Genomic DNA, 21,313 nt, shown 5'->3' on the forward strand with positions numbered 1-21,313 from the left:
ATTTATGAAGAACCCAATTATTAGTTTTCAGGATGTCAGCTTTCAGTATCAAAGTCAGTCAGAACCAACGTTAAGTCATTTAAATTTTGATATTTATGCTGGCGAAAAAGTGTTGATTGCTGGCCCATCTGGATCTGGAAAGACCACGATTAGTCGGTTAATGAATGGACTAATTCCGTCAGCTTATCCTGGAAAATTGAGTGGCAAAATTTTAATTAATGGACAATCAGTGGCAGATCAAACAATATTTGATCTGTCTTTGAAGGTTGGGACTGTTTTGCAGGATCCAGACACGCAGTTTGTTGGCTTAACCGTTGCTGAAGATATTGCGTTTGCATTGGAAAACGATGGTGAAAAGCAGTCCGTTTTGAAACAGAAGGCCAGTGAGTGGGCAAAACGATTGGGAATCCCTGAAATTATTAATAATCATCCTCAAGAAATTTCGGGTGGTCAAAAACAACGCGTATCGATGGCCGGTGTTTTAGTTGATGAAGGTAAAATTCTCTTATTTGATGAGCCCCTCGCCAGCCTTGATCCGGTTGCTGGTCGTGAATCAATCGAATTAATTGATGAGATGCAAAAAAGTGGTGATACGACCACAGTGATTATCGAGCATCGAATTGAGAATGTTTTATATAAATCCGTGGATCGGATTATTTTAGTCGATCAAGGCAAGATTGTCGCAAATGATAAGCCTGACACAATTTTAAAAAGTGGTATCTTGGCAAAATTAGGGTTGCGTGAACCCCTCTATTTGTCTGCGCTGAAATATGCGGGCATCGATTTAAGTCAAGTTGATCATGTGGATAGTGTAAATGAGGTAGCGCTAAGTAATGACGCTATTCAAGACGTGCAAAATTGGGTCACGCCACGGCACATTCAATCACATTTAACAGACAAAGAACCTTTATTGAAGGCTGAAAATATTTCTTTTAGTTATGATTCGAAGCAGGTTTTAAACAACCTAAATTTAAGTATTCAGGCTGGTGAGATGGTTAGCTTGGTTGGCAGAAACGGAGTTGGCAAAACAACTTTGAGTAACATCATTACTGGATTTTTGCATCAAAGTTCAGGTAGTTTGACACTAAATGGACAGGTAATTGATGATAATTCTATTAAGGAGCGCGCCGATCATATTGGTTACGTTCTGCAAGACCCAAATATGATGATTTCCAAAAATTCTGTTTCCGAAGAAGTGGCGTTAGGGCTGACACTACGGCAGGTTGAGTCTGATGATATTGAGAAACGTGTAAACGAAACACTAAAAGTCTGTGGTTTGTTTGAATATCGTCACTGGCCTATTTCGGCCTTAAGTTTTGGTCAAAAAAAGCGGGTGAACTGAACCCCGATAATTGGAGTAATCCAAATTATCGGGGTTTTGTTATGTTCTCAAAGGAAAATAAAATAAATGCAGTTTTAGAATTAACTAGTGGCCTGCCGCAAAGTATTATCATGAAAAAGTACGGTATCAAGGGCTCTGCCACTTTATATGAATGGAAACGCAGGTTAGAACAGTTCGGTGTTGAAGGTCTAAGTTTAAACCATAAGAAGACTTACTTTGATTATTCGTTTAAAATGAAAGTAATTAAATGGCGTTTAGATCAAAATGCATCCTTGCCGATAACTGCTAAGCAGTTTCGAATTAAACATCCAGCTGTAATTTGGCAATGGGAACGAGCTCTTGAACAAGGACGCCTTAATCCTAATCAAAGGCGGTCAAATACCATGTCAGATAGTAATAATGAAAAGTCTAAAAAGGAATTAGAAGAAGAAAACCGTGAATTGAGAGTTAAATTAGCTTATTTGGAAAAATTACACGCCTTGGTTCAGAAAAAGAAAGCATTAAAAACCAGGAAAAAGCACAAATAGTTGCTGAATTAAGGCGTGATTTGAACGAAGTGCTTAGCTTTATTTTAAAAGTTGTCGGTATGTCAAGTAGTAGTTATCATGATGCACTTAACCGACAATATAAAACTAATTATTCCCAGGACTTAGTGGATGAAATTCTTCAAATTAGACAAGATAATCCAGATTTCGGGTATCGTACGGTTACCGATGCATTAAGGAACAACGGTAAAATTGTTAACCATAAAGTGGTATTAAAGATCATGAAACAAAATGACGTGCTTTGTCATGCTTTTGATCGAAAAACTAGAAAATATAATTCTTATCGAGGTACTGTTGGTAAACTTGCTAAAAACAAACTGAATCGCAGATTCAATACGGATCGACCTTATCAAAAAGTAGTGACCGATGTGACTGAAGTTCGCTGGGGTTCTGGTTCGATTTCTGAGCGTGCTTATTTTACTTCATTTGTTGATCTTTACAGTAACGAGATATTGTCATGGAATATTGGTCTTAGCCCTAATGTAGCGTTTGTCACAAAACCTTTAATGGATTTAATTCGTTCAAAACCACAATTACCTTATAAGATGACAATTCATTCAGATCAAGGTTTTCAATATCAGAATTATCAGTATGTTTCCAAGCTAAAGAAAAACCACATTATGCAGAGTATGAGTCGCAAAGCGACTTGTCTGGATAATGCGGTTGCTGAGAGTTGTTTCCATATTTTAAAAGTTGGAACGGTGCATAATAACCACTATTCCTCCTACGAAGAATTAAGAATAGCCATAACTGAATACGTTAGTTATTATAATAATAAAAGAATTAGAACAAAACTGGCCGGAAAAACTCCGGTACAATACCGAAACCTATCCGACCAGTTGGTTGCTTAAAATTCACTCCAAATTATGGGGTTCAGTTCAGGGTTACGATCGCGGCTATTTTAGTTTTGAATCCAGAGTTGCTTATTTTAGATGAACCGACTGCTGGTCAAGATTGGCATCATTATACAGAGATGTTGACATTTATTCGTGACTTAAATCAAAAGACAGGTATTTCAGTCATTTTCATTACACATGATATGCATTTAATGATGGAATATTCGGATCGCGTGGTAGTGCTGAATAACGGGGTGATCGCCTATGATGACCAGCCAATGAAGCTTTTTGCCGATTTAGATCTTTTGAAGAAGGCTTCTTTGGTGGAAACAAGTCTATTTACGTTGGCACAGCGCGTGAAGGTTGATCCAGAAGCTTTGATTGCTAGTTTTATTGATCAAGAAAAGGTAGGTTAGAGCAATGAATAACAATGTCTTGATTGGATATAAGCAGCGAGATAACTTTGTGGATCGGTTAACTGGAACAACTAAATTAATTGGGATGATTGCGCTTTCGGTGATTGGAATGGTGAGTTTTGATACACGATTCCTATTAGTGTTAACGATTTGTTCGTTGGCGTTATTTCGAATTTCGGGGATTAAGTTTCACGAAGTATCCTTTGTGTTGGGTTTCATTACGGTGTTTTCCATCCTGAACCTGATTGCAGTCTATATCTTTGGACCGAGGTATGGGGTCCATTTGTATGGATCTGAACACGTGATTTGGCAAGGTATTGGACCATACAATTTAACCTGGGAACAGTTATTTTATGAATTTAATTTATTTTTGAAGTATATATTCACGGTGCCACTGGCATTAATCTTTTTGATGACAACGAATCCCAGTGAATTTTCTTCCAGTTTGAATCGAATTGGAATTTCGTATCGGATTAGTTATGCCGTATCGTTGGCATTACGATATATTCCAGATGTGCAAAACGATTATCGACAAATTAGTCGGGCGCAACAGGCACGAGGTAATGAAATTTCTAAGAAGGGTAAAATTACTCATCGAGTGAAGGTGGCGGCTCAAATTTTGTTGCCCCTGATTTTTACGAGTTTAGATAGAATTGAAACGATCAGTCAGGCAATGGAGCTCCGTCGGTTTGGAAAGCTGAAGAAAAGAAGTTGGTATGCGGCGCGACCGATGAAGAGAAATGACTTTTTGGCATTGATCGTGATTGCACTGGTGGTGCTGATTGGTGTGTATCTATTTAAGGTGAATGCGGGAAGATTTTATGATCCGTTTAATTAAAAGTGAGCGAGACAAAGCGGTAAAGATATGAAAATAGCTAAGGTGGATGCGGGATCGCAATCCCGCGGGAACCTTGGCTATTTTCATATCTTTGCTTTGTCGAGCTGTCCTAAGTCTCAGCGAAAAAAATCATAGTAGGTGGTGGATGCGGGATCGCAATCCCGCGGGAACCTTGGCTATTTTCATATCTTTGCTTTGTCGAGCTGTCCTAAGTCTCAGCGGAAAATCAGTTCAAAAGGTATCCAGTCCAAGTTTCTGAAAATTAAAAATCGCCTTGTAAAGCCGATCTATCAACCATCTACCCAAAAGAATCCGAATTTTTTGATTCTTTTTTAATTTCTTTGTGTACTTTTGGTCCTCTCAAACGTTATTAGTAGATGTAAGCCGTCGCGACACTTACTAATATGAAATGAGAACAGGAGAATGGAAGATGGGAAAAAATTGGTTAAAGACCGCAGTTACAGTAACAATGTCAGGTGAAGGTCATGAGGAAGGTCTCAAACGAAGCTTCGGCAATATGCCAGAAACAGTCACTGATGATCAGATCAAAGGCCTTGGCAGCGTCCTTGAGGCAGTTTCAAAAGACAAATTTGATTTTGCGACAGTTACCACTACAGAAAAAATTGTAAATAACTAAGAAAAATAATCCCTGCACGATTAATGACTATGTATACCAAAATTTAGGAGGAACCAAATATGAAACAATTAGATATGGAATTTGTAAGTAGCTTAGGTAAGGTCCGTCACATTAAGTTAAAATACGTGAGTGAAGACTTGGAACCAACTGCAGTTAAGTCAGCAATGGCTCAACTTGCTGGTTTGAAGGTATTCGTGAAAGACGATGAAGAATTATATGCACAACCTCAAGCAGCTAAGTATATTGAAACAATTAATACACCATTGTTTGATGATAAAGCGGTAAAAGCTTAATAAGCAAGACCCAAGGATTCTTGATTTCAAGAGGCTTGGGTCTTATTTTGTAAAAGGTAAAAAGAAAGTGCTTTTCTAAACACATTTTTAAAATTTGTGTTATAACGAAGGTGTTGGGGGATTTAAAATCAAAGACATTAAACACAATGAAGTGGTGTAGTACTTGGTGGCTACTGAACTTTATTGTGCTTCACCCAAAAATATAATTGGAGGTTTTAATATGGCAGCAGTAGCAGAAAAAACCGCGCTTTTAGACACGGCAACCAAAGATATTTTTGACTGGAGTGACGATGCAACCCCATTGCGTGATTCAATGTGGAACAAGGTCATGGAAAGCAATAACCATAATACGGATGCAACATCCGAACAAGCTGCAAAGTGGGAAGACATGAACGATTCCGACTTGAAGGCTGCAGCTGAAAAATTGTTGAAATAGTAAACAAATTAATATGGTTAACTTAAAAAAGAATTAGCGAATTTTATTTCGCTAATTCTTTTTTATGCTTTTATAAAGTGCAGACCAATTAATGATAAGCCAATCAATAGCAGGAAAATCCCAATAATGAAGAAGGCTAAATTGAACTGTACTAAAGTAATTAATTTGCCAACGACTGGAAATAAGACGATCATGACTAAGCTAAACATCATGCTCATTACACTAAGCAAGGTGGCGCGTGCATTTGATGGAATTTGTTGTTGCAAAAAATCATTAAAAATAGGTTCCACGATGGTAGTCATCAAGCCGATTAGTATAAAGCAAATGGTTAAAATAATGATGTTTTTAAAAATACTGAAAAGTAAACCAGCAATCATTAAGCCAACCAGTCCGTAAATAAGTTGCTGTTTGGACCAATGTTTCTCCAAAGTAGGGGCACTTTTAGCTCCTAAAATATTAAAACAGGAAGCAATGACAATGACGAGACTAATTTGCCAGCCAGTAAAGCGATAATGGGTCATGAGCGTTTGAAAATAAAAGAAATACGTTGTTCCAATCGCTTCATAGCAAGCTAGAAAAAGCATCAATCCTGCGACAATCAGATGACTGATTAAAAATTGCCAACTTGTTTTGATGATCACGGCAAAACTAGTTGCCGGAACGGTTTCTGCGCTGATTTGGGAGTATGGTTCTTGCATGCGTAAAATGGCGCCAATTGCTAAAAATGATGTGAAGATATAAATTACATAGGTTAATGAAAAATGCCAGTGGACGAAAAAGCCCGCGACGATCAGACCTAGCATATCGGCTAGTTCATAGATTGCATTGAGATTAGCCGTAATTTTTAAGTAATGTTTTTCTAAATGGTCTGCTTTAAGAGTTTCAAAGACAAGGGCTTCATTGGTCCCGGAGTTTAAGTTGTAAGAAAAAGCTTGAATAATAAAAGCTAGGGCAAACCACCAGAAACCGGTACCCGATAAGAATAATATCCCGGATAGGATCGCCATGAGACGGCCCATAACCAGAACCGTTTTGTAAGCAAAATGATCTGCTAGCGTCCCGGATGGAACTTCAAATAGGAGACTTGCAGTATGAAAAATACTTTCAAGTAGTCCCACTTGAATTAGGCTCATGCCGTGTTGGGTTAAATAGATTACCCAAAGGCTGGTAATACTAAAGAATGCCCAAAAACTATAATGATAATTAGCGTGAATGGTGCGGTTAACGGATAAATGATTCGTTAGTTTGTTTTTCATGATGTCACTCCTATAATTGGCAGCGACCATCAAAAAGGCGGATCAAAAATTCACGACCCGCCTTTAGTAAATGCAATTGTGGCTGAAATTAAGCACGCATTTGAGTGGTCGCATAGTTAGATTGAAAGTTAAAAATGGACAGACTTGTCCCGTTAGCCTTCAAAATGTATGATTCCGCACAAACAATCCCTGAAAATTCAAGGTAGTCAGTAGTGTGTTTTAACGTTGCTATGACTGACATAATGCGTGTTCCTTTCCGTGTAATGTTACTAAAATTCTAGCATATCCGTTTCTTTCTTACAAGGTGGTTAGAAGACTTGAAAAGACAAGTAAGCAATTTATCAGTATACTAGATATACAATGATCTATTGACGAAAAAAAGTGTAGAAGCTATGAGGAATCCTTAAAATGATTAAATGGTCGAAACCAAAAATTAAAGAGTTTCAAACAACGCTATTAGATTGGTACGATAGCAATCGGCGTGACTTGCCATGGCGTCGGGATCATGAACCTTATCATATTTGGGTTTCTGAGATCATGTTGCAACAAACACAAGTAAATACCGTGATCCCGTATTATCAGCGTTTTATGATGGTATTTCCAACGGTTGAGAAGCTAGCGAATGCACCGGAGGAACAACTACTGAAAGCGTGGGAAGGTTTGGGTTATTATTCTCGGGTGCGCAATATGCAACGCGCGGCGCAGCAATTGTTAAACGATGATGATGGTCAATGGCCCCACACAAAGGCTGAGTTGCAGGAGCTGGTTGGGATTGGTCCATATACGGCAGGCGCAATTGCCAGCATTGCCTTTAATCAACCGGAACCGGCTGTTGATGGGAATGCGTTTCGCGTGTTTTCCCAACTTTTGGAGATTGATGCAGATATTACAAAACCGCAGACCCGTAGCTTATTTGAGGAAGCCATTCGTAAAGTTATGCCAACCGATCGTCCTGGCGATTTTAATCAAGCCATTATGGATCTGGGATCGAGTTATATGACGGCCAAAAATTCAGACAATGAGCATTCACCGGTTCGAAAGTTCAATCAAGCATATTTGGATGGTCGTTTGGATGAATTTCCAGTGCGTTCGAAACGGTTAAAGCCAGTTGATAAGCAGTATTTTGCGCTGGTGATTGAAACTCCATCAGGATTCCTGTTTCAGCAGCGTGCTGGTAACGAATTGTTAGCTAAACTGTGGGTATTTCCGTTGGTTGATGCAGATCAATTGAAAGCAGACCAACCAGAGCTTAATACAACAACGATTATTAAGGCAATTGAAGATCAATTTGCTAGTGAAACTGAAATTCAGACTGAACTTCAATTTATAGATATTCCCATTGTGAATCACACATTTACACATCAAAAATGGCATGTCACGTTGTTGTATGCCAATCTTCAAAAACAACCTGATCTTAGTCATTTTTCTGGGAAAGTGGTGCCGGTTGAAGAGTTTTCAACCTTAGCTTGGCCAACGGTGCAAAAGAAATTATGGCAAGCTTTCAAAAAACGACAAATTCAATTATTTTAGACAAGAGGTAAAAATTGTGAAAACGTTAATTATCGTGGCTCATCCTAATTTAGTGGATTCTGGCACGCAAAAATTTTTGAAAACGAGCCTTTCTAAAATGGACTCAGTTACTTGGCATGTTTTAAATCAGGGATCTTTTGATGTAGCTTCCGAACAGCGCTTACTCCGCGAACACGATCGGATCATTTTTCAATTTCCCCTGTATTGGTATAGCGCACCCGCAATTTTGAAACAGTGGGAAGATGATGTCTTAACGCGCAATTTTGTTTATGGCACGGAACACGCACTCGCCAACAAAGAGTTAGGAATCGTGGTTTCGACTGGTGATCGGCAAAAAGGTTTTGTGGCCGGTGGTGAAGAACAATTCACATTATCTGAATTACTGCGTCCTTATCAAGCTTTGGCTTACAAAGCGCAAATGACATATTTGCAACCTTTTCCAATTTTTCAGTTTGCGTATCTATCTGAAAAAGACAAGCAGCGATTGGTGGCTTCGTATCAGCAATACATCACGAATCCAGATTTTGAGAGTTTTCACGGACAAGAACTTTGGTTTGAACAGCAGTTGGCTGATAAAATTAGTAAGACAAAGGACTCATCTAATTCACAGAAACTCGCGCAGATTTTATCAGTAATTCAAGATAATCGCGAAAACTTAGAAGAATTAGGTTGGACGCTTTCCATGATTAAAGATGATGAGGATGAGTAGATGGACACGAATGATTGGGTAGAAGAACAATTGCATGAATTAGCTAAAACTAGCAAGCAGTACGAAGATAGGGCATTTTATCTTGCTTTGTTTGACCTCGTAAAAGAACAACAAAAACGTTTGGCACAAGGTCAAAGTGAGGTGGATGGCCGGACATGGAATCCAAGCAAGTGGTAGAGCATTATTTAGAGGTTTGCACTAAAATTAAAAATAAATTAAAAAATATGTTGACTTCTAATTTAATCTCGCTATAATAAGTTTATTAAATCAAAGGAGATGAAGTCACATGCAGCGTACACATAAATTAGTTAGTTTGATCAGTTTAGTCATTATTAGCTTAATTATTAAAGTGCACGGTGCTGTGACTTTAACCTTTTAGCTAATAACTTTTTAGCGAACGAAAAAAGAGGATAAAAAGTCGCCCATCGTGCTTTCTAAGGAAAGATGCGGTGGGTGTTTTTTATCCTCTTTTTGTATAGTTTTAGCAGTTAAAAAAATATTTTTAAGGGGATTTGAACATGGAAAATAAGTGGAAAAAGCTAGGCACGGCGACACTTTTATTATCAGTTTTACTGGCAGGTTGTGGAAGCGCAAAAAGCTCTGAATCTAAAAATGAAAGTTTTAGCGTTATGGAACAATCGGATTTGTTAACGACAGATGGATCTAAGTCGATTGATTTAACGTCTTTTAATATGATTAATAATAGTCAGGAGGGTTTATATCGTGTTGCTAAAGGCAATAAGGTAGTTGCCGGATTGGCAGAGAAAGTAGTTAAACCGACAAATGATGGCAAAACGTATACATTTAAACTTCGTAAGGGACTCAAATGGAGTAATGGAGATGCCTTAACAGCAAAAGATTTTGTTTATTCTTGGCGACGCACGGTTAATCCGGATACGAAAGCCGGATATGCCTACATTATGGACAATGTGAAGAATGCAACGGCAATTAATGCAGGAAAGATGAAACCAAGTAAATTAGGGGTAAAGGCTTTAGATAAGCGAACTTTGCAAGTAACTTTAACGCATGCAACGCCGTATTTTAAATATTTGATGGCTTTTGGAACATTTTTCCCACAGAATCAAAATGCAGTAGAAAAATATGGTTCTAAATATGGGACAGCAAGCAAGTACATGGTTTACAGTGGTCCATTTAAATTGCAAGGCTGGACTGGAATAAATATGAGCTGGAAACTTGTGAAGAATAATCAGTACTGGGATAAAAAGAATGTTGCAGTAAGCAAGATTCCCGTTAAAGTTGTTAAGGATCCTAACACGGCTTTGAATTTGTATCAATCTGGTAAGCTAAGTGATGCCTTACTTTCTGGCGAACAAGCCAGTCAAGAAAAGAGCAACAAGGCCTTTGTAAAGTATGAACAAGGACAGACAGCCTATCTTGCCATGAGCTTTAAAAAAGGCAAAGCAACGGCTAATGTAAATGTTCGTAAGGCAGTGTCTCTAGTTGTTAATCGAAAAACGTTAACTTCAAAAGTTCTGGCAGATGGATCCACCCCAGCAACCGGATTTATGCCATCTGACTTTGTTAAGAATCCAAAAACAGGTACTGATTTCACTAAAGATGCAAATGTGTCAGAGGCAGTTGAATATAATGTAGCCAAAGCTAAGAAGTATTGGAAAAAAGGACTCAAAGAAACTGGTAAAACAAAAGTTAACTTTGAATTAGTTGTAAGTGACGATGATTCACAAAAGAAAGTAGCCGAAGCTGTTCAAAGTACCGTTGAGCAGAATTTGCCTGGGGCTACGGTTACAGTTCGCTCACTACCAACTAAAGGTGCGCAGAGTGCGCAACTTGGCGGTAATTTCGATATGACCGTTGTTCGGTGGATTGGTGATTACACCGATCCCTTAACGTTTGCACAACTACAAACAACCGGCAATACCTATAACTATGGAAGCTTCTCTAATAAAACGTATGATAGTTTAGTAGCTGCCACAAATGGTAAAGATGCTAATAACGAACAAAAACGTTACGAAGATTTTGTCAAAGCTGAAAAACTTTTGATGAATCAAGAAGCAGTAGTGCCACTTTATCAAGCGGTTCAAACGCAATTGGTAAATACCAAGGTTAAAGGAATTGTGTACCATCCAACGGGTGCCCCTTATGATTATAAGTGGGTCCACGTTGAAAAATAGGTAGCAAAAAAGAGCTAATCCTGTGAGGTTAGCTCTTTTAGTTTGCAGAAATCTTAAAGATTCTTGTCCATATTAAATGTTAATTTAGAAAGGGTTAAACCTTCAGTTAACAAGTGGTAGAACAAGGACATTGTGCGTTTCTTCATTGCGGCAACTGTTTCGTGGTTAGCATTTGTCAAGAATTCAGTGAGTTGGTCACCAGAATAATCAGCGGCTTTCTTGTCGATTTCAGCGACTAAGCCACGTAATTGTTCTTGAGAAGCGGTGATGTAGTCAGTATCTTCTTGGATGAACTTGCTGTAATGGCCTTCGACAACTGAAGAAAGGGCACGATACATCCAGTAAGCATCGTCCAAATTCATGGTTTCCGAAGTGTTGCTGTAACTTGGGTCCGTGTCCGTTGCGTTGTTGTAGAATGGCACGTAAGGGCAGAATGCTGGGACACCGAAGTTTAACCAGAAGATGGCAGAAAGTTCTTCAGGCACATTGTTGCGAATTTGCAAAACATGCGAGTTTTGAGTCCGGTTCATTGAAATTGGACGGAACTTCAAACGATCTTTGTCAGCAGCGTGACCAAATGGATCGTAAGGTGTTTCGTTGTAATGTGAGCTCAAAATGTAACCCACATCTTCAACAGAAATCTTATGCTCTGTATGGCAGATAAAAGGTAATTCAGGAGATTGAGGATCCTGCTCAATTTCTGGATTCAAGTAATGTTGACCAAACCAAACTCGTGGTGTGTTGTAGTGACGGTCTTTTTCATTTGAAGTACCAAAAATATGACGGAAGTTCCAGCCAGTTTTGTCAGGATTCAAATGATTTGTTTCAACGAAGTCTTGAATATTTTCTGACCACATAAAGTTGTCAGAGTCGTTGAAATCAATTTGTTGAATAGCAACTTGGTTAGCTGCAACAGCGTAAGCATCATCTGGAATGCGTTGAGCAACCCATTGATGGCCAGTGACAATTTCCATGTACCAAACATCATTTTTATCACTAAAAATTACACCATTACCTTCAGGCGAACCATATTTAGCAATTAGTTTACCTAAATATGCGACTCCTTCTTTGGCAGAGTCAATATATGGCAAAACCATGGTTGGCATGCTGTCTTCAGCCAAACCATCAACAACGAAAGGATCGTAAGCTAATGTTTTAGAGCTACCGTAAACACTTTCGGTTGCACTCATAGCGACATTTTTTTCGTTGAAGCCACTTTCGTCATAGATCCCATCTTTAGTAGGATTGATATTAGGAACGGCACTGTGTCGGTAGCCGTTACTTGGCAACTTGGCAGTGAAACCATTTTGTGATGACGTAATAGTTTCGTTAACATCTTTTTCTGCGGGATGCATATAGAAACGATGAGGTGCGACTGGCAAGAATGTATCATCATTACGGGCAATCATTGTTGACCCGTCAATAGAAGCATTTTTACCGACTAAAACAGTTGTACAAGCTTTTTCCATCAATGTAAAAACTCCCTTTATATATATTTGATATCCTCATTTTAACTCAAATCGAAAAAGACTTCATGAGTGACAAGTTAAAGAGCTGTGTGGAGACTATTGGCTTATATTAAAGCGGTACCAATAATATTAGATTTTGGCAAAGTATCGTAAATTCAGAAAAGCTTTTGAACATTTTTAATTGTGCAATTACTTTTAGTTGCTTTATACGTCACTTTATATGAAGATAAATACAGAAATGGAGTGATCAATAAAATGTTATTTTCACATTTAATATTAGGATATGGCGGTTTAACGCATATTCCGTTTCCACGAACGACGGCTAAAATTTTGGCACTTTTGATCATTGTCATTGGTGGCTATCTTTACAATTGGTGGCAAAATCGCAGATGAGGGCAATGGAAAAAATTACGTTAAAAGATTTATACACAATTATGAATACGCACATGGGGCCACAAGTTTGGCTCCAAGATGGGACAGATTGGGCCGAATCTCCCTGGGAAGTTATCTATGGGGCAATTTTGGTTCAAAATACTAATTGGAAAAATGTGGCGCCGAGCTTACTTAAACTAAAAGAGGCAACTAAGTTTGATCCAAAAAGGGTAGAAAATCTTCCTTTAGATGAGTTGACGAACTTGATTCGAACTAGTGGATTTTACACGCGTAAAACGCAGACTATTTATAATGTTTGTCACTGGCTAGAAAAATATCAATTTGAGCTTCCCAAAATAAAGGCGGAGTCACAAACAAAGTTACGTCATGAATTAATGAGCCTAAAGGGCATCGGTAATGAAACGGCCGACTACATTTTAATGTATGTGCTTGATAAACCTAGCTTCATGGTTGACGCATATTCTCGGCGCTTATTTGGTTGGCTTGGTTGCAAATTGCCGAGCCAATATGGGCAAGCTCAAAGCCTGATTGAGTCGCAATTAGATTTTGACTTGTCTGAGTGGCAAAATTTTCATGCATTAATTGTGAACTATGGAAAAGATGTAAAAAAAGCAGCCGATTTTAATTTGAGTTTTCTGGGACAATACGCCGGGCAACTTAAACTTACTTAGAAGTTAGTAGCTGATAAGGCGCCAGTAATCGACTTTTTAAAATGATCCTTGAGACTTCTGCGGGAGTTTCGGGATCTTTTTTTTTGTAGCCAATAATAAATGACATTAAGTAAACTTTGCAAAACAATTTCATGTGCATAATCATCTGGTAGTTCATCAGTTGAAATGCGGCTTACTGAGAATAGTTCTTTGTCTACTAAATCCTTAATTTTATCCAGCAGATCATATTTATCAACATAATGAATGTAAAAAGTCCCTCGCCCAATCTGAGCTTCACAGGTAATGTCAGTAATTCTAAAACAGGTTGCTGAGACACAAAGCAAACAGCAGCAAAAATGGCGGAGTAAGAAGATTAGTTTGCATAAATAACGGTATAAGGACGCTACAAATGATTAAAAATCATTTAAAACCTCCTTTTTATGTATAAATATTTAAAATCGAGTTGACTTCTGCTATACATGTGGTAATATACATCTATTGAATATTTATTCTAATAAAAACAAGGAATATGAATATTAATACTATAGGGAGTTTGAAAATATGAAAAAACAATTTTTAGCAATGGGAGCCATTTTATTTTCAGGAATTTTATTCGCAGGTTGTTCATCAAGTAGCGCAAGTAGTAGTCCGGAAACCATGAACGTAACCTTGGCTGGTAATCCTGCCACTGCCGATCCAAATAAAGGCGGCGATACCAATAGTGGTAGTCTCTTTGCCCAAACAGATGAAGGATTGTATAAACTAGATAAGAATCAAAAGGTGGTCGCTGGAGTTGCAACAAAAATTGTGAAGCCAACTAACAATGGCAAAACTTATACATTCAAGATTAAGAAAAATGCAAAGTGGTCAAACGGTAAGGCCATTACAGCTCAAGATTTTGCAACTTCTTTCCAACGCCAAGTTGATCCAAACACAAAATCACAAGTCGCTAATTTATTAACCTATGTGAAAAATTACCAGGCGGTTCAAGACGGAAAAGTGAAGCCATCTGCTTTAGGAGTCAAGGCGCTGAATAAAGATACATTACAGATGCAATTATCAAAACCAGAGCCTTATTTACAGACAGTTTTAGCCACATCTTTATACCCAGTTAATAGCGCATATGTTAAAAAATATGGTAGTAATTATGGTAGTTCTTCCAGTAAAGTGGTTTCCAGCGGTGCCTATAAGTTAGTCGGTTGGAACGGAACTAAGGATACTTGGACGTACAAGAAAAATCCTTATTATTGGAATGCTAAACAAGTTAAGTTAAGTTAAGTAAAATCAAAGTTCAAGTTGTTAAAGATGATACAACCGGGACGAATTTATTTAAAGGAAACAAAGTTCAAGAAACTGCCATTTCTGGTCAGACAGTGAGTCAGTTTGCTAATTCAAAAAATTTAAACACGCATCTTATTTCACGGATGGCTTTCTTGGAATTTAACTACAAGAAATCTGCCACCAGCAATGAAAATCTTTCTAAAGCAATTAGTTTACTTTTGGATCGAAAAACCATGACTTCCAAGGTTTTGGCAGACGGCTCTGTACCAGCACTAAACATGGTACCAAAGGGTGATTCAACAGATACAGCCAATGGTAAAGATTTTGCAGGTGAGGTCGGCAATCTTCTTTCGTACAACATAAAGGATGCCCAAAAAGATTGGAAATTAGCTCAAAAACAATTGGGTAAGAAAAAACTTACGTTAACGATGTTAGTTGATAACACGACTACTGATAAACAAGTTGGCCAATACATTCAAGGTCAGGCTCATAAATATTTAAAGGGTCTCACAATTGACGTCAAGGCTATGCCACATGCCCAACACATTGGTGTTGCTTCTAATGGTGGTTATGACATTAACTTAGATGGTTGGACAGGTGATAATCAAGATCCCGAAGAATTCCTTCAATTAGGCAATGGTGAAGATCCAGTTAACTTCACAAAGTGGGGCGACAAACACTATACCAAGTTGATGAACGAAATTGATGATACAAATAATCATACAACTAGCGAACGGTGGGCATTGATGCAAGAAGCTGACAAGTATCTGATGGCCAAACAAGGTATTGTGCCACTTTACCAAAGTACCGCAAGTCACTTAGTTAGCAAAGATGTCCAAGGGCTGACTTACTCCAATCAAAGTGGGGATGCATTATATCAATATGCTTCAATCAAATAAATAAATCGAGGAAACTAATATGACAGATAATGAAAAAACTAGTATTTTACAGAATTTAATTCAGATCCCATCCGTAAACGATCACGAAGAAAAAGTGGCAGACTATATCATTTCTTTATTTGAACCTTATTCAGATAAAGTTCAAATAAAGAAAGTACCGTTTGCAGCTGGACGCACAAACTTAGTGATTACAATGGGCAATCCAGCTGGCAAACATCTTGGCTTTTCTGGTCACATGGATGTTGTTGATCCTGGAAACCTTGATCATTGGGAACATGATCCATTTTCTGGGGATGTAGATGCTGGCAAGTTATTTGGACGTGGCGCTTCTGATATGAAGAGTGGTTTAGCGGCGGCAATCATTATTATGCTGGATTTATTGGAAAGTGGAACTTCAATTGAAGGTCAAATTAAGTTATTAGCCACCGTAGGAGAAGAAACCGGTGAATATGGCGCGCATGTTTTGACTCAGCAGGGTTATGCTGATGATTTAGATGGGCTAATTATTACAGAGCCTCATATGGATGGCATCATCACTAGTTGTAAAGGCGTGATTGACTATCAAGTAACTTCAATTGGAAAGCCAGCTCACAGTTCCCGTCCGGATATGGGTGTGAATGCGATTGATAATTTAATGCAATTTTATCTAGCTGTTCAAAATTTAATGGGTCAGCATAACGAGGTCAATCCGACCTTGGGTAAGATGACCCATAGTATTGATATTATTGAAGGTGGCAAACAGGTAAATAGTGTTCCGGATTATGCGATGCTCAAAGGTAATATTCGTTCAATTCCTGAATATTCAAATGATCAAATTTTTGCAGACTTGCAACAAATTATCGATGAACTGAACGCAAATGATCCAAAAATGGATTTATCAATTAAGTTCATTTATCCGGAAGTGCCTATTCTTGATGGTGAAAACTCACTAACTAAATTGGCACAAGAAGTCAGTGGTAAGTACTTTGATGAAATTTTGCCTGTCGAAAGCTCTTCAGGAGCAAATGATGGTTCAGAGTTTGTTCAAGCTAAAAAAGATTTTCCAATTATTTTAGTTGGCCCGGGGAATGATTCTTCACATGGCTATGATGAATACGTAGATATTTCACAGTATCTAACGAGTATCACGTATTTGCAGGATGTTGCTAGTCAGTTTGTTGGTGTTTTGGTTTCTACTAATATTTAAAGGATATTCAAAAAAGGTTTAGAGACCTAATTGGTCTCTAAATCTTTTTGAATACAAACTATTCTGGTGATAGGTCTGCCATCAAGCCGTTTAATATGAGTTTAAGGCCACTCTCAAATTGGCGTTTTGGCGAATGAATATTTTGATTGTTGAGTGAATTTTGAATGTGTTCTAATTTCTCATCTGTGCTAACTTTTTTAACCTGTTGAAACTGCGTATGGGCATAGGAATCTTGTTTATTAGCAAGGCCAGATTGAAGTTGCTTTTCTTTTGAGAGATCAATGATTAGTCCGGCTAGGAAGAAATCAATGGTCGACATAGCTGAGAACGCTTGCGATTCACTAAAACCAGCCTTCACCAAGATTTCGATAATGTAATTAACTAAACTTAATCGAACTTTAGAGGTAGGAACTGTCTCGATCATTAATTCAGCGGAATGGGGATGGGCAGTGTAAACATCAAAAATGTTGTTAAAAACTTGTCTAAGTTGCTCTTGCCAATTTAACTTAGTATTCGGGAAAGCAATCTCAGCGGTTATTTCATCGGCCATAGCCTGCAGTAGCGCTTGTTTGTTGGCAAAATACCAATAAATGGTCGACGCATCAATATCAAGGGTAGTAGCGACCTTGCGCATTGAAAAGTGTTCTAATGACTGACAAGTACTTAGTGTTTTTAATGAGGCTTGGATAATATGAGAACGTGAAATTTTTGCTTTTGGCATTGAATTAACTTCCTTGAAATTAGTTTAATAAACACTTATTTTAAGCGCCTTAAATTTTTAAAAAATTCAGAATACTTTTAATTGACTTATCCAACACTGTTGGATAAACTGAAACAACTAAATAATATCATGAATATTCAAGCGGGGAAAATCATTTGGACATTTTAAAAATACATGCACGAAAATATCGGGGAGATATTTTGTTGGCGTTATTGACCGTAGTGGTGATGGCAGCGGCGACACTTTGGCAACCAAAATTACTTCAAGAAGTAATTAATGCCATTTTAAAGAATCAAAATAGTAAAATCACAACATTGGGGATTTATTTAATTGGGATTGCAGTAATTGGGCTGTTAGCCGGTGTTTTCAACACAATTTTATCTGCTAAAGTGGCTCAATCAATGAGTGCTGATATTCGGGAAACTATTTTTCGAAAAATTGAAACTTTTTCTTTTGGAAATATTGAAAAATTTCAGGCTGGAAATTTAGTTGTTCGATTAACAAATGATGTGACGCAGGTCCAAAATTTAATTATGACAACTTTGCAATCACTTTTACGGGTGCCCATTCTTTTTATTGGGGCCTTTGTTTTAGCAATTCATACGATCCCCCAACTGTGGTGGATCATCTTATTACTCGTCGTTTTGGTCGTTGCAATTTCTGCGGCAACGTTTGGCCAAATGGGGCGCCATTTTGGACTTATGCAGGGTCTAATTGATCGGGTAAATGAGCTAGCAAAAGAAAATTTAATTGGTGTGCGCGTTGTGAAATCATTTAATCAAGAAGAAAACGAAAAGCAACGTTTTAATGAAGTTTCAGATAAGTTAAATGAACAAAATATTTTCGTTGGAACTTTGTTTTCGGTACTGATTCCAGCCTTTACATTAGTTGGAAATTTAGCGGTCGTAGCAGCAATTTACTTTGTGGGCGACTTGGCTAAGAGCGATCCCGGAAGTGTTGCTGCAGTTGCTTCGTTTGTAAACTATCTTATGCAAGTTATGTTCGCCATCATTATTGGTGGGATGATGATGACATTTAGTGCACGGGCGATGGTTTCTTTGCAACGAATTCGTGAAATCCTAAATACAGAGCCAGATATTACCTATCCTGATGTACCGGAACAGGAATTAATGGGCGCCGTCTCGTTTAAAAATGTGTCATTTGCCTATGATAACGATGAGACTCCCACTTTAAAAGATATTAATTTTGAAGTTCAACCTGGTGAAATGATTGGAATTGTTGGGGCTACTGGATCCGGAAAATCAACTTTGGCTCAAATGATTCCTCGGCTATTTGATCCACAAGAAGGAACTATCAAAGTTGGTGGCGTTGATTTGAAGCAGGTGAATGAACGTGCTCTACGAAAGGCTGTCGCGTTTGTGTTGCAGCGGGCAATTCTTTTTTCTGGAACGATTGGTGATAACTTAAAACAAGGGAAAAATGATGCTTCCGAACAGGATATGGATCGAGCTAGTCGCATTGCACAAGCTGCCGAGTTTATTGATCGGTTACCGGAACGGTATGATGCGTTAGTAGAGGAGCGATCAGCCAATTTTTCAGGTGGACAAAAACAACGTTTATCAATTACACGTGGGGTGATTGGCCAGCCTAAAATTTTGATTATGGACGATTCTACTTCGGCTTTGGATGCCCAATCAGAAAAGCTGGTACAAGAGGCGTTAAACCATGAACTAAAAGGAACTACCACGTTTATTATTGCTGAGAAAATTGCTTCTGTTATTCAAGCAGATCGAATTTTTGTAATGAATGATGGCCAACTTGTTGGTGAGGGTACCCACGAGAATTTAGTTAAGCATAATCGTATTTATCAAGAAATATATGCAACTCAAAAAGGAAAGGAGGCAATCTAATGACTGAAATGGGTAAATCAATCAAGTTCTTTTATCATTACATGAAACGCTATAAGCTTGGATTTACGGTCACAATTTTGGCGATTATTGCCTCTACCTATTTTCAAGTGACTGCACCTGTCTATATGGGAAAAGCCATTACAGAACTGGCAAACTATGTGATTGGGTTAACGCATGGCGTGAGTGATAAAGGTTCTTTTATGCAGTCGATTTGGTTGTTATTACTATTTTATGTTTTAACAACGGTCGGAATGTTTATTTCTAACATTGTGGTCACATATATCTCGGGAAATTCAACGAATCGGATGCGACGTGGGTTATTTGGTAAATTGCAAAAAATGACCATTAAATTTTTCGATTCTCATCAAGATGGTGATATTTTAAGCCGGTTTACCAGTGACTTAGATAATATTTCCAATGCCTTAAATCAGGCATTAGGGGAAATCATGATAAATGTCGCCATGATGATTGGGATTATTATCATGATGTTCCATGAAAATGTTTCTTTAGCGTGGGTGACGATTGCTTCTACTCCCGTGGCTGTCATTATCGCAGTGATTCTAATTGCGAAAACGCGAAAATATGTAGATATGCAGCAAGACGAAGTTGGAAAACTGAATGGGTATATTAACGAACAAATTAGTGGTCAGAAAATTGTGATTAGTAATGGCTTACAAGACGAAGCTGTTAAAGGGTTTCTTCCGCACAACGAAAAAGTTCGTAAGGCGACGTTTAAAGGCCAAGTCTATTCAGGGATGCTTTTTCCAGTGATGAATGGATTATCGCTGGTAAATACAGCAATTGTGATCTTCTTTGGGGGCTGGATGGCGCTAAACGGCGATATGGCGCGTACAACAGCGCTAGGATTAGTGGTTGTTTTCGTGCAGTATTCACAACAATTTTATCAACCGATTTCTCAAATTTCTTCACTTTACAGTATGTTTCAAGTGGCCATTACTGGGGCAAGACGACTCAACGAAACCTTTGAAGAACCTGACGAGATTAATCCTAAAAACGGCAAACAACTTACCGATTTACAGCAAGGCGTGGAACTAAAGCATGTCCATTTTGGTTACAATGAAGGTAAAGAAATTTTGCATGATGTGTCAATGAACGTTGAAAAGGGGCACATGGTTGCGCTAGTCGGACCAACTGGATCTGGCAAAACAACGATCATGAATCTGTTGAATCGTTTTTACGACGTTAATGCGGGGTCTGTAACGTTTGATGGAACAGATGTCCGGGATATTGAATTAAAGAGTTTACGAGATCATGTGGGAATTGTGCTACAAGAAAGTGTGATTTTTTCGGGATCCATTCGGGATAATATTAGTTTTGGAAAACCTGATGCTACCGACGAAGAAATTTATGAAGCCGCTAAACAAGCTGATATTCACGAATTCATTCTGAATTTAGATAAAGGATATGATACCCAGGTTTCGGATGAAAATTCTGTTTTCTCTACTGGTCAAAAGCAGCTGGTAAGCATTGCCAGAACAATTCTGACCAATCCAACGCTACTAATTCTTGATGAGGCTACTTCAAATGTTGATACCGTAACCGAAGCTAAAATTCAAAAAGCGATGGACAATGTTATTCAAGGCAGAACCAGTTTTGTAATTGCACACCGTTTAAAAACAATTCTAAATGCTAATAAAATTGTGGTTTTAAAAGACGGAAAAGTTATTGAGCAAGGAAGCCATGATCAGTTGCTGGAAGAAAAAGGGTTTTACTCGGAACTTTATCACAATCAGTTCGTGTTTGAATAGATAGACCTCAGAACGTCACTGAAAAATTAATCAGTGACGTTTTTTTGTTGACTTTTAAGAACGTATGTTCGTATAATGTAACA

General features: G+C 38.1%; 23 protein-coding genes. 19 read left to right on the forward strand and 4 right to left on the reverse strand.

Annotated elements, in window-relative coordinates; translation table 11 throughout:
• The first annotated feature begins 4 nt into the window (after nt 1-4).
• From ACLHK8_RS07245 to ACLHK8_RS07280, 8 genes are all read left to right on the forward strand, one after another.
• Nucleotides 5-1,342 carry an ABC transporter ATP-binding protein gene (locus tag ACLHK8_RS07245; protein WP_063696517.1) on the forward strand — a complete coding sequence of 446 codons (1,338 nt, stop codon included), beginning with the start codon at nt 5-7 and terminating at the stop codon, nt 1,340-1,342.
• 41 nt (nt 1,343-1,383) lie between these two features.
• On the forward strand, nt 1,384-1,869 hold the full coding sequence (locus tag ACLHK8_RS07250) for a helix-turn-helix domain-containing protein (RefSeq protein ID WP_063698689.1): 486 nt from the start codon (nt 1,384-1,386) through the stop codon (nt 1,867-1,869).
• A gap of 20 nt (nt 1,870-1,889) precedes the next feature.
• Nucleotides 1,890-2,738: an IS3 family transposase gene (locus ACLHK8_RS07255; RefSeq protein ID WP_320531864.1), complete on the forward strand. Its 849-nt coding sequence runs from the start codon at nt 1,890-1,892 to the stop codon at nt 2,736-2,738.
• A 56-nt stretch (nt 2,739-2,794) separates the two neighbouring features.
• Nucleotides 2,795-3,139: an energy-coupling factor ABC transporter ATP-binding protein gene (locus tag ACLHK8_RS07260; protein ID WP_063698650.1), complete on the forward strand. Its 345-nt coding sequence runs from the start codon at nt 2,795-2,797 to the stop codon at nt 3,137-3,139.
• A gap of 4 nt (nt 3,140-3,143) precedes the next feature.
• Nucleotides 3,144-3,977: an energy-coupling factor transporter transmembrane component T family protein gene (locus ACLHK8_RS07265; RefSeq protein WP_063698648.1), complete on the forward strand. Its 834-nt coding sequence runs from the start codon at nt 3,144-3,146 to the stop codon at nt 3,975-3,977.
• A gap of 430 nt (nt 3,978-4,407) precedes the next feature.
• The gene (locus tag ACLHK8_RS07270; protein WP_063698646.1) at nt 4,408-4,614 is read left to right on the forward strand and encodes a hypothetical protein; all 207 of its coding nucleotides are present in this window, start codon (nt 4,408-4,410) and stop codon (nt 4,612-4,614) included.
• 59 nt (nt 4,615-4,673) lie between these two features.
• Nucleotides 4,674-4,907 carry a DUF2922 domain-containing protein gene (locus ACLHK8_RS07275; protein ID WP_057773779.1) on the forward strand — a complete coding sequence of 78 codons (234 nt, stop codon included), beginning with the start codon at nt 4,674-4,676 and terminating at the stop codon, nt 4,905-4,907.
• Nucleotides 4,908-5,127: 220 nt separating this feature from the next.
• Nucleotides 5,128-5,343, forward strand: a complete 216-nt coding sequence (locus ACLHK8_RS07280) for a P8 family protein (protein ID WP_057773781.1) — start codon at nt 5,128-5,130, stop codon at nt 5,341-5,343.
• Between the two features lie 62 nt (nt 5,344-5,405).
• On the opposite strand, the gene ACLHK8_RS07285 is transcribed toward ACLHK8_RS07280, so the two are convergent.
• Nucleotides 5,406-6,599, reverse strand: coding sequence for an MFS transporter (locus ACLHK8_RS07285; RefSeq protein ID WP_057773784.1), 1,194 nt, complete (start codon nt 6,597-6,599; stop codon nt 5,406-5,408).
• 88 nt (nt 6,600-6,687) lie between these two features.
• Nucleotides 6,688-6,840: a hypothetical protein gene (locus ACLHK8_RS07290; RefSeq protein ID WP_156406521.1), complete on the reverse strand. Its 153-nt coding sequence runs from the start codon at nt 6,838-6,840 to the stop codon at nt 6,688-6,690.
• A 167-nt stretch (nt 6,841-7,007) separates the two neighbouring features.
• Between ACLHK8_RS07290 and mutY the strand changes: the two genes are divergently transcribed.
• From mutY to ACLHK8_RS07310, 4 genes are all read left to right on the forward strand, one after another.
• On the forward strand, nt 7,008-8,129 hold the full coding sequence (gene mutY / locus ACLHK8_RS07295; RefSeq protein ID WP_057773786.1) for an A/G-specific adenine glycosylase: 1,122 nt from the start codon (nt 7,008-7,010) through the stop codon (nt 8,127-8,129).
• Nucleotides 8,130-8,145: 16 nt separating this feature from the next.
• On the forward strand, nt 8,146-8,838 hold the full coding sequence (locus ACLHK8_RS07300; RefSeq protein ID WP_063698645.1) for an NAD(P)H-dependent oxidoreductase: 693 nt from the start codon (nt 8,146-8,148) through the stop codon (nt 8,836-8,838).
• Complete coding sequence (locus ACLHK8_RS07305; RefSeq protein ID WP_169790703.1) at nt 8,839-9,015, forward strand: hypothetical protein; 177 nt, start codon at nt 8,839-8,841, stop codon at nt 9,013-9,015.
• A gap of 341 nt (nt 9,016-9,356) precedes the next feature.
• Complete coding sequence (locus ACLHK8_RS07310; protein WP_057773789.1) at nt 9,357-10,991, forward strand: peptide ABC transporter substrate-binding protein; 1,635 nt, start codon at nt 9,357-9,359, stop codon at nt 10,989-10,991.
• Nucleotides 10,992-11,044: 53 nt separating this feature from the next.
• Here ACLHK8_RS07310 and ACLHK8_RS07315 read toward each other — a convergent pair whose 3' ends face one another.
• Nucleotides 11,045-12,463, reverse strand: a complete 1,419-nt coding sequence (locus ACLHK8_RS07315) for a C69 family dipeptidase (protein ID WP_057773791.1) — start codon at nt 12,461-12,463, stop codon at nt 11,045-11,047.
• 252 nt (nt 12,464-12,715) lie between these two features.
• On the opposite strand from ACLHK8_RS07315, the gene ACLHK8_RS07320 reads away from it, so the two are divergent.
• The 5 genes from ACLHK8_RS07320 (at nt 12,716) to ACLHK8_RS07340 (ending at nt 16,869) form a co-directional block, all read left to right on the forward strand.
• Entirely contained in the window at nt 12,716-12,853 is a 138-nt protein-coding gene (locus tag ACLHK8_RS07320; protein ID WP_156406522.1) for a hypothetical protein, read from the forward strand.
• 5 nt (nt 12,854-12,858) lie between these two features.
• Nucleotides 12,859-13,524: an endonuclease III domain-containing protein gene (locus ACLHK8_RS07325; protein ID WP_236698833.1), complete on the forward strand. Its 666-nt coding sequence runs from the start codon at nt 12,859-12,861 to the stop codon at nt 13,522-13,524.
• Between the two features lie 540 nt (nt 13,525-14,064).
• Complete coding sequence (locus tag ACLHK8_RS07330; protein ID WP_231908626.1) at nt 14,065-14,781, forward strand: ABC transporter substrate-binding protein; 717 nt, start codon at nt 14,065-14,067, stop codon at nt 14,779-14,781.
• Nucleotides 14,782-14,786: 5 nt separating this feature from the next.
• Nucleotides 14,787-15,683 carry an ABC transporter substrate-binding protein gene (locus ACLHK8_RS07335; RefSeq protein WP_231908629.1) on the forward strand — a complete coding sequence of 299 codons (897 nt, stop codon included), beginning with the start codon at nt 14,787-14,789 and terminating at the stop codon, nt 15,681-15,683.
• A 19-nt stretch (nt 15,684-15,702) separates the two neighbouring features.
• Nucleotides 15,703-16,869, forward strand: a complete 1,167-nt coding sequence (locus tag ACLHK8_RS07340; protein ID WP_057773793.1) for an ArgE/DapE family deacylase — start codon at nt 15,703-15,705, stop codon at nt 16,867-16,869.
• 58 nt (nt 16,870-16,927) lie between these two features.
• Here ACLHK8_RS07340 and ACLHK8_RS07345 read toward each other — a convergent pair whose 3' ends face one another.
• Entirely contained in the window at nt 16,928-17,590 is a 663-nt protein-coding gene (locus tag ACLHK8_RS07345; RefSeq protein ID WP_057773796.1) for a TetR/AcrR family transcriptional regulator, read from the reverse strand.
• Nucleotides 17,591-17,745: 155 nt separating this feature from the next.
• Here ACLHK8_RS07345 and ACLHK8_RS07350 point away from each other — a divergent pair, with 155 nt between their 5' ends.
• Complete coding sequence (locus ACLHK8_RS07350) at nt 17,746-19,461, forward strand: ABC transporter ATP-binding protein (RefSeq protein WP_057773798.1); 1,716 nt, start codon at nt 17,746-17,748, stop codon at nt 19,459-19,461.
• Nucleotides 19,461-21,230, forward strand: a complete 1,770-nt coding sequence (locus ACLHK8_RS07355; RefSeq protein ID WP_057773799.1) for an ABC transporter ATP-binding protein — start codon at nt 19,461-19,463, stop codon at nt 21,228-21,230. The genes ACLHK8_RS07350 and ACLHK8_RS07355 overlap by 1 nt, the downstream gene beginning before the upstream one ends.
• Nucleotides 21,231-21,313: the final 83 nt, after the last annotated feature.

The organism is Pediococcus sp. M21F004 (assembly GCF_051122535.1).
Taxonomy (GTDB): Bacteria; Bacillota; Bacilli; order Lactobacillales; family Lactobacillaceae; genus Pediococcus; species Pediococcus inopinatus.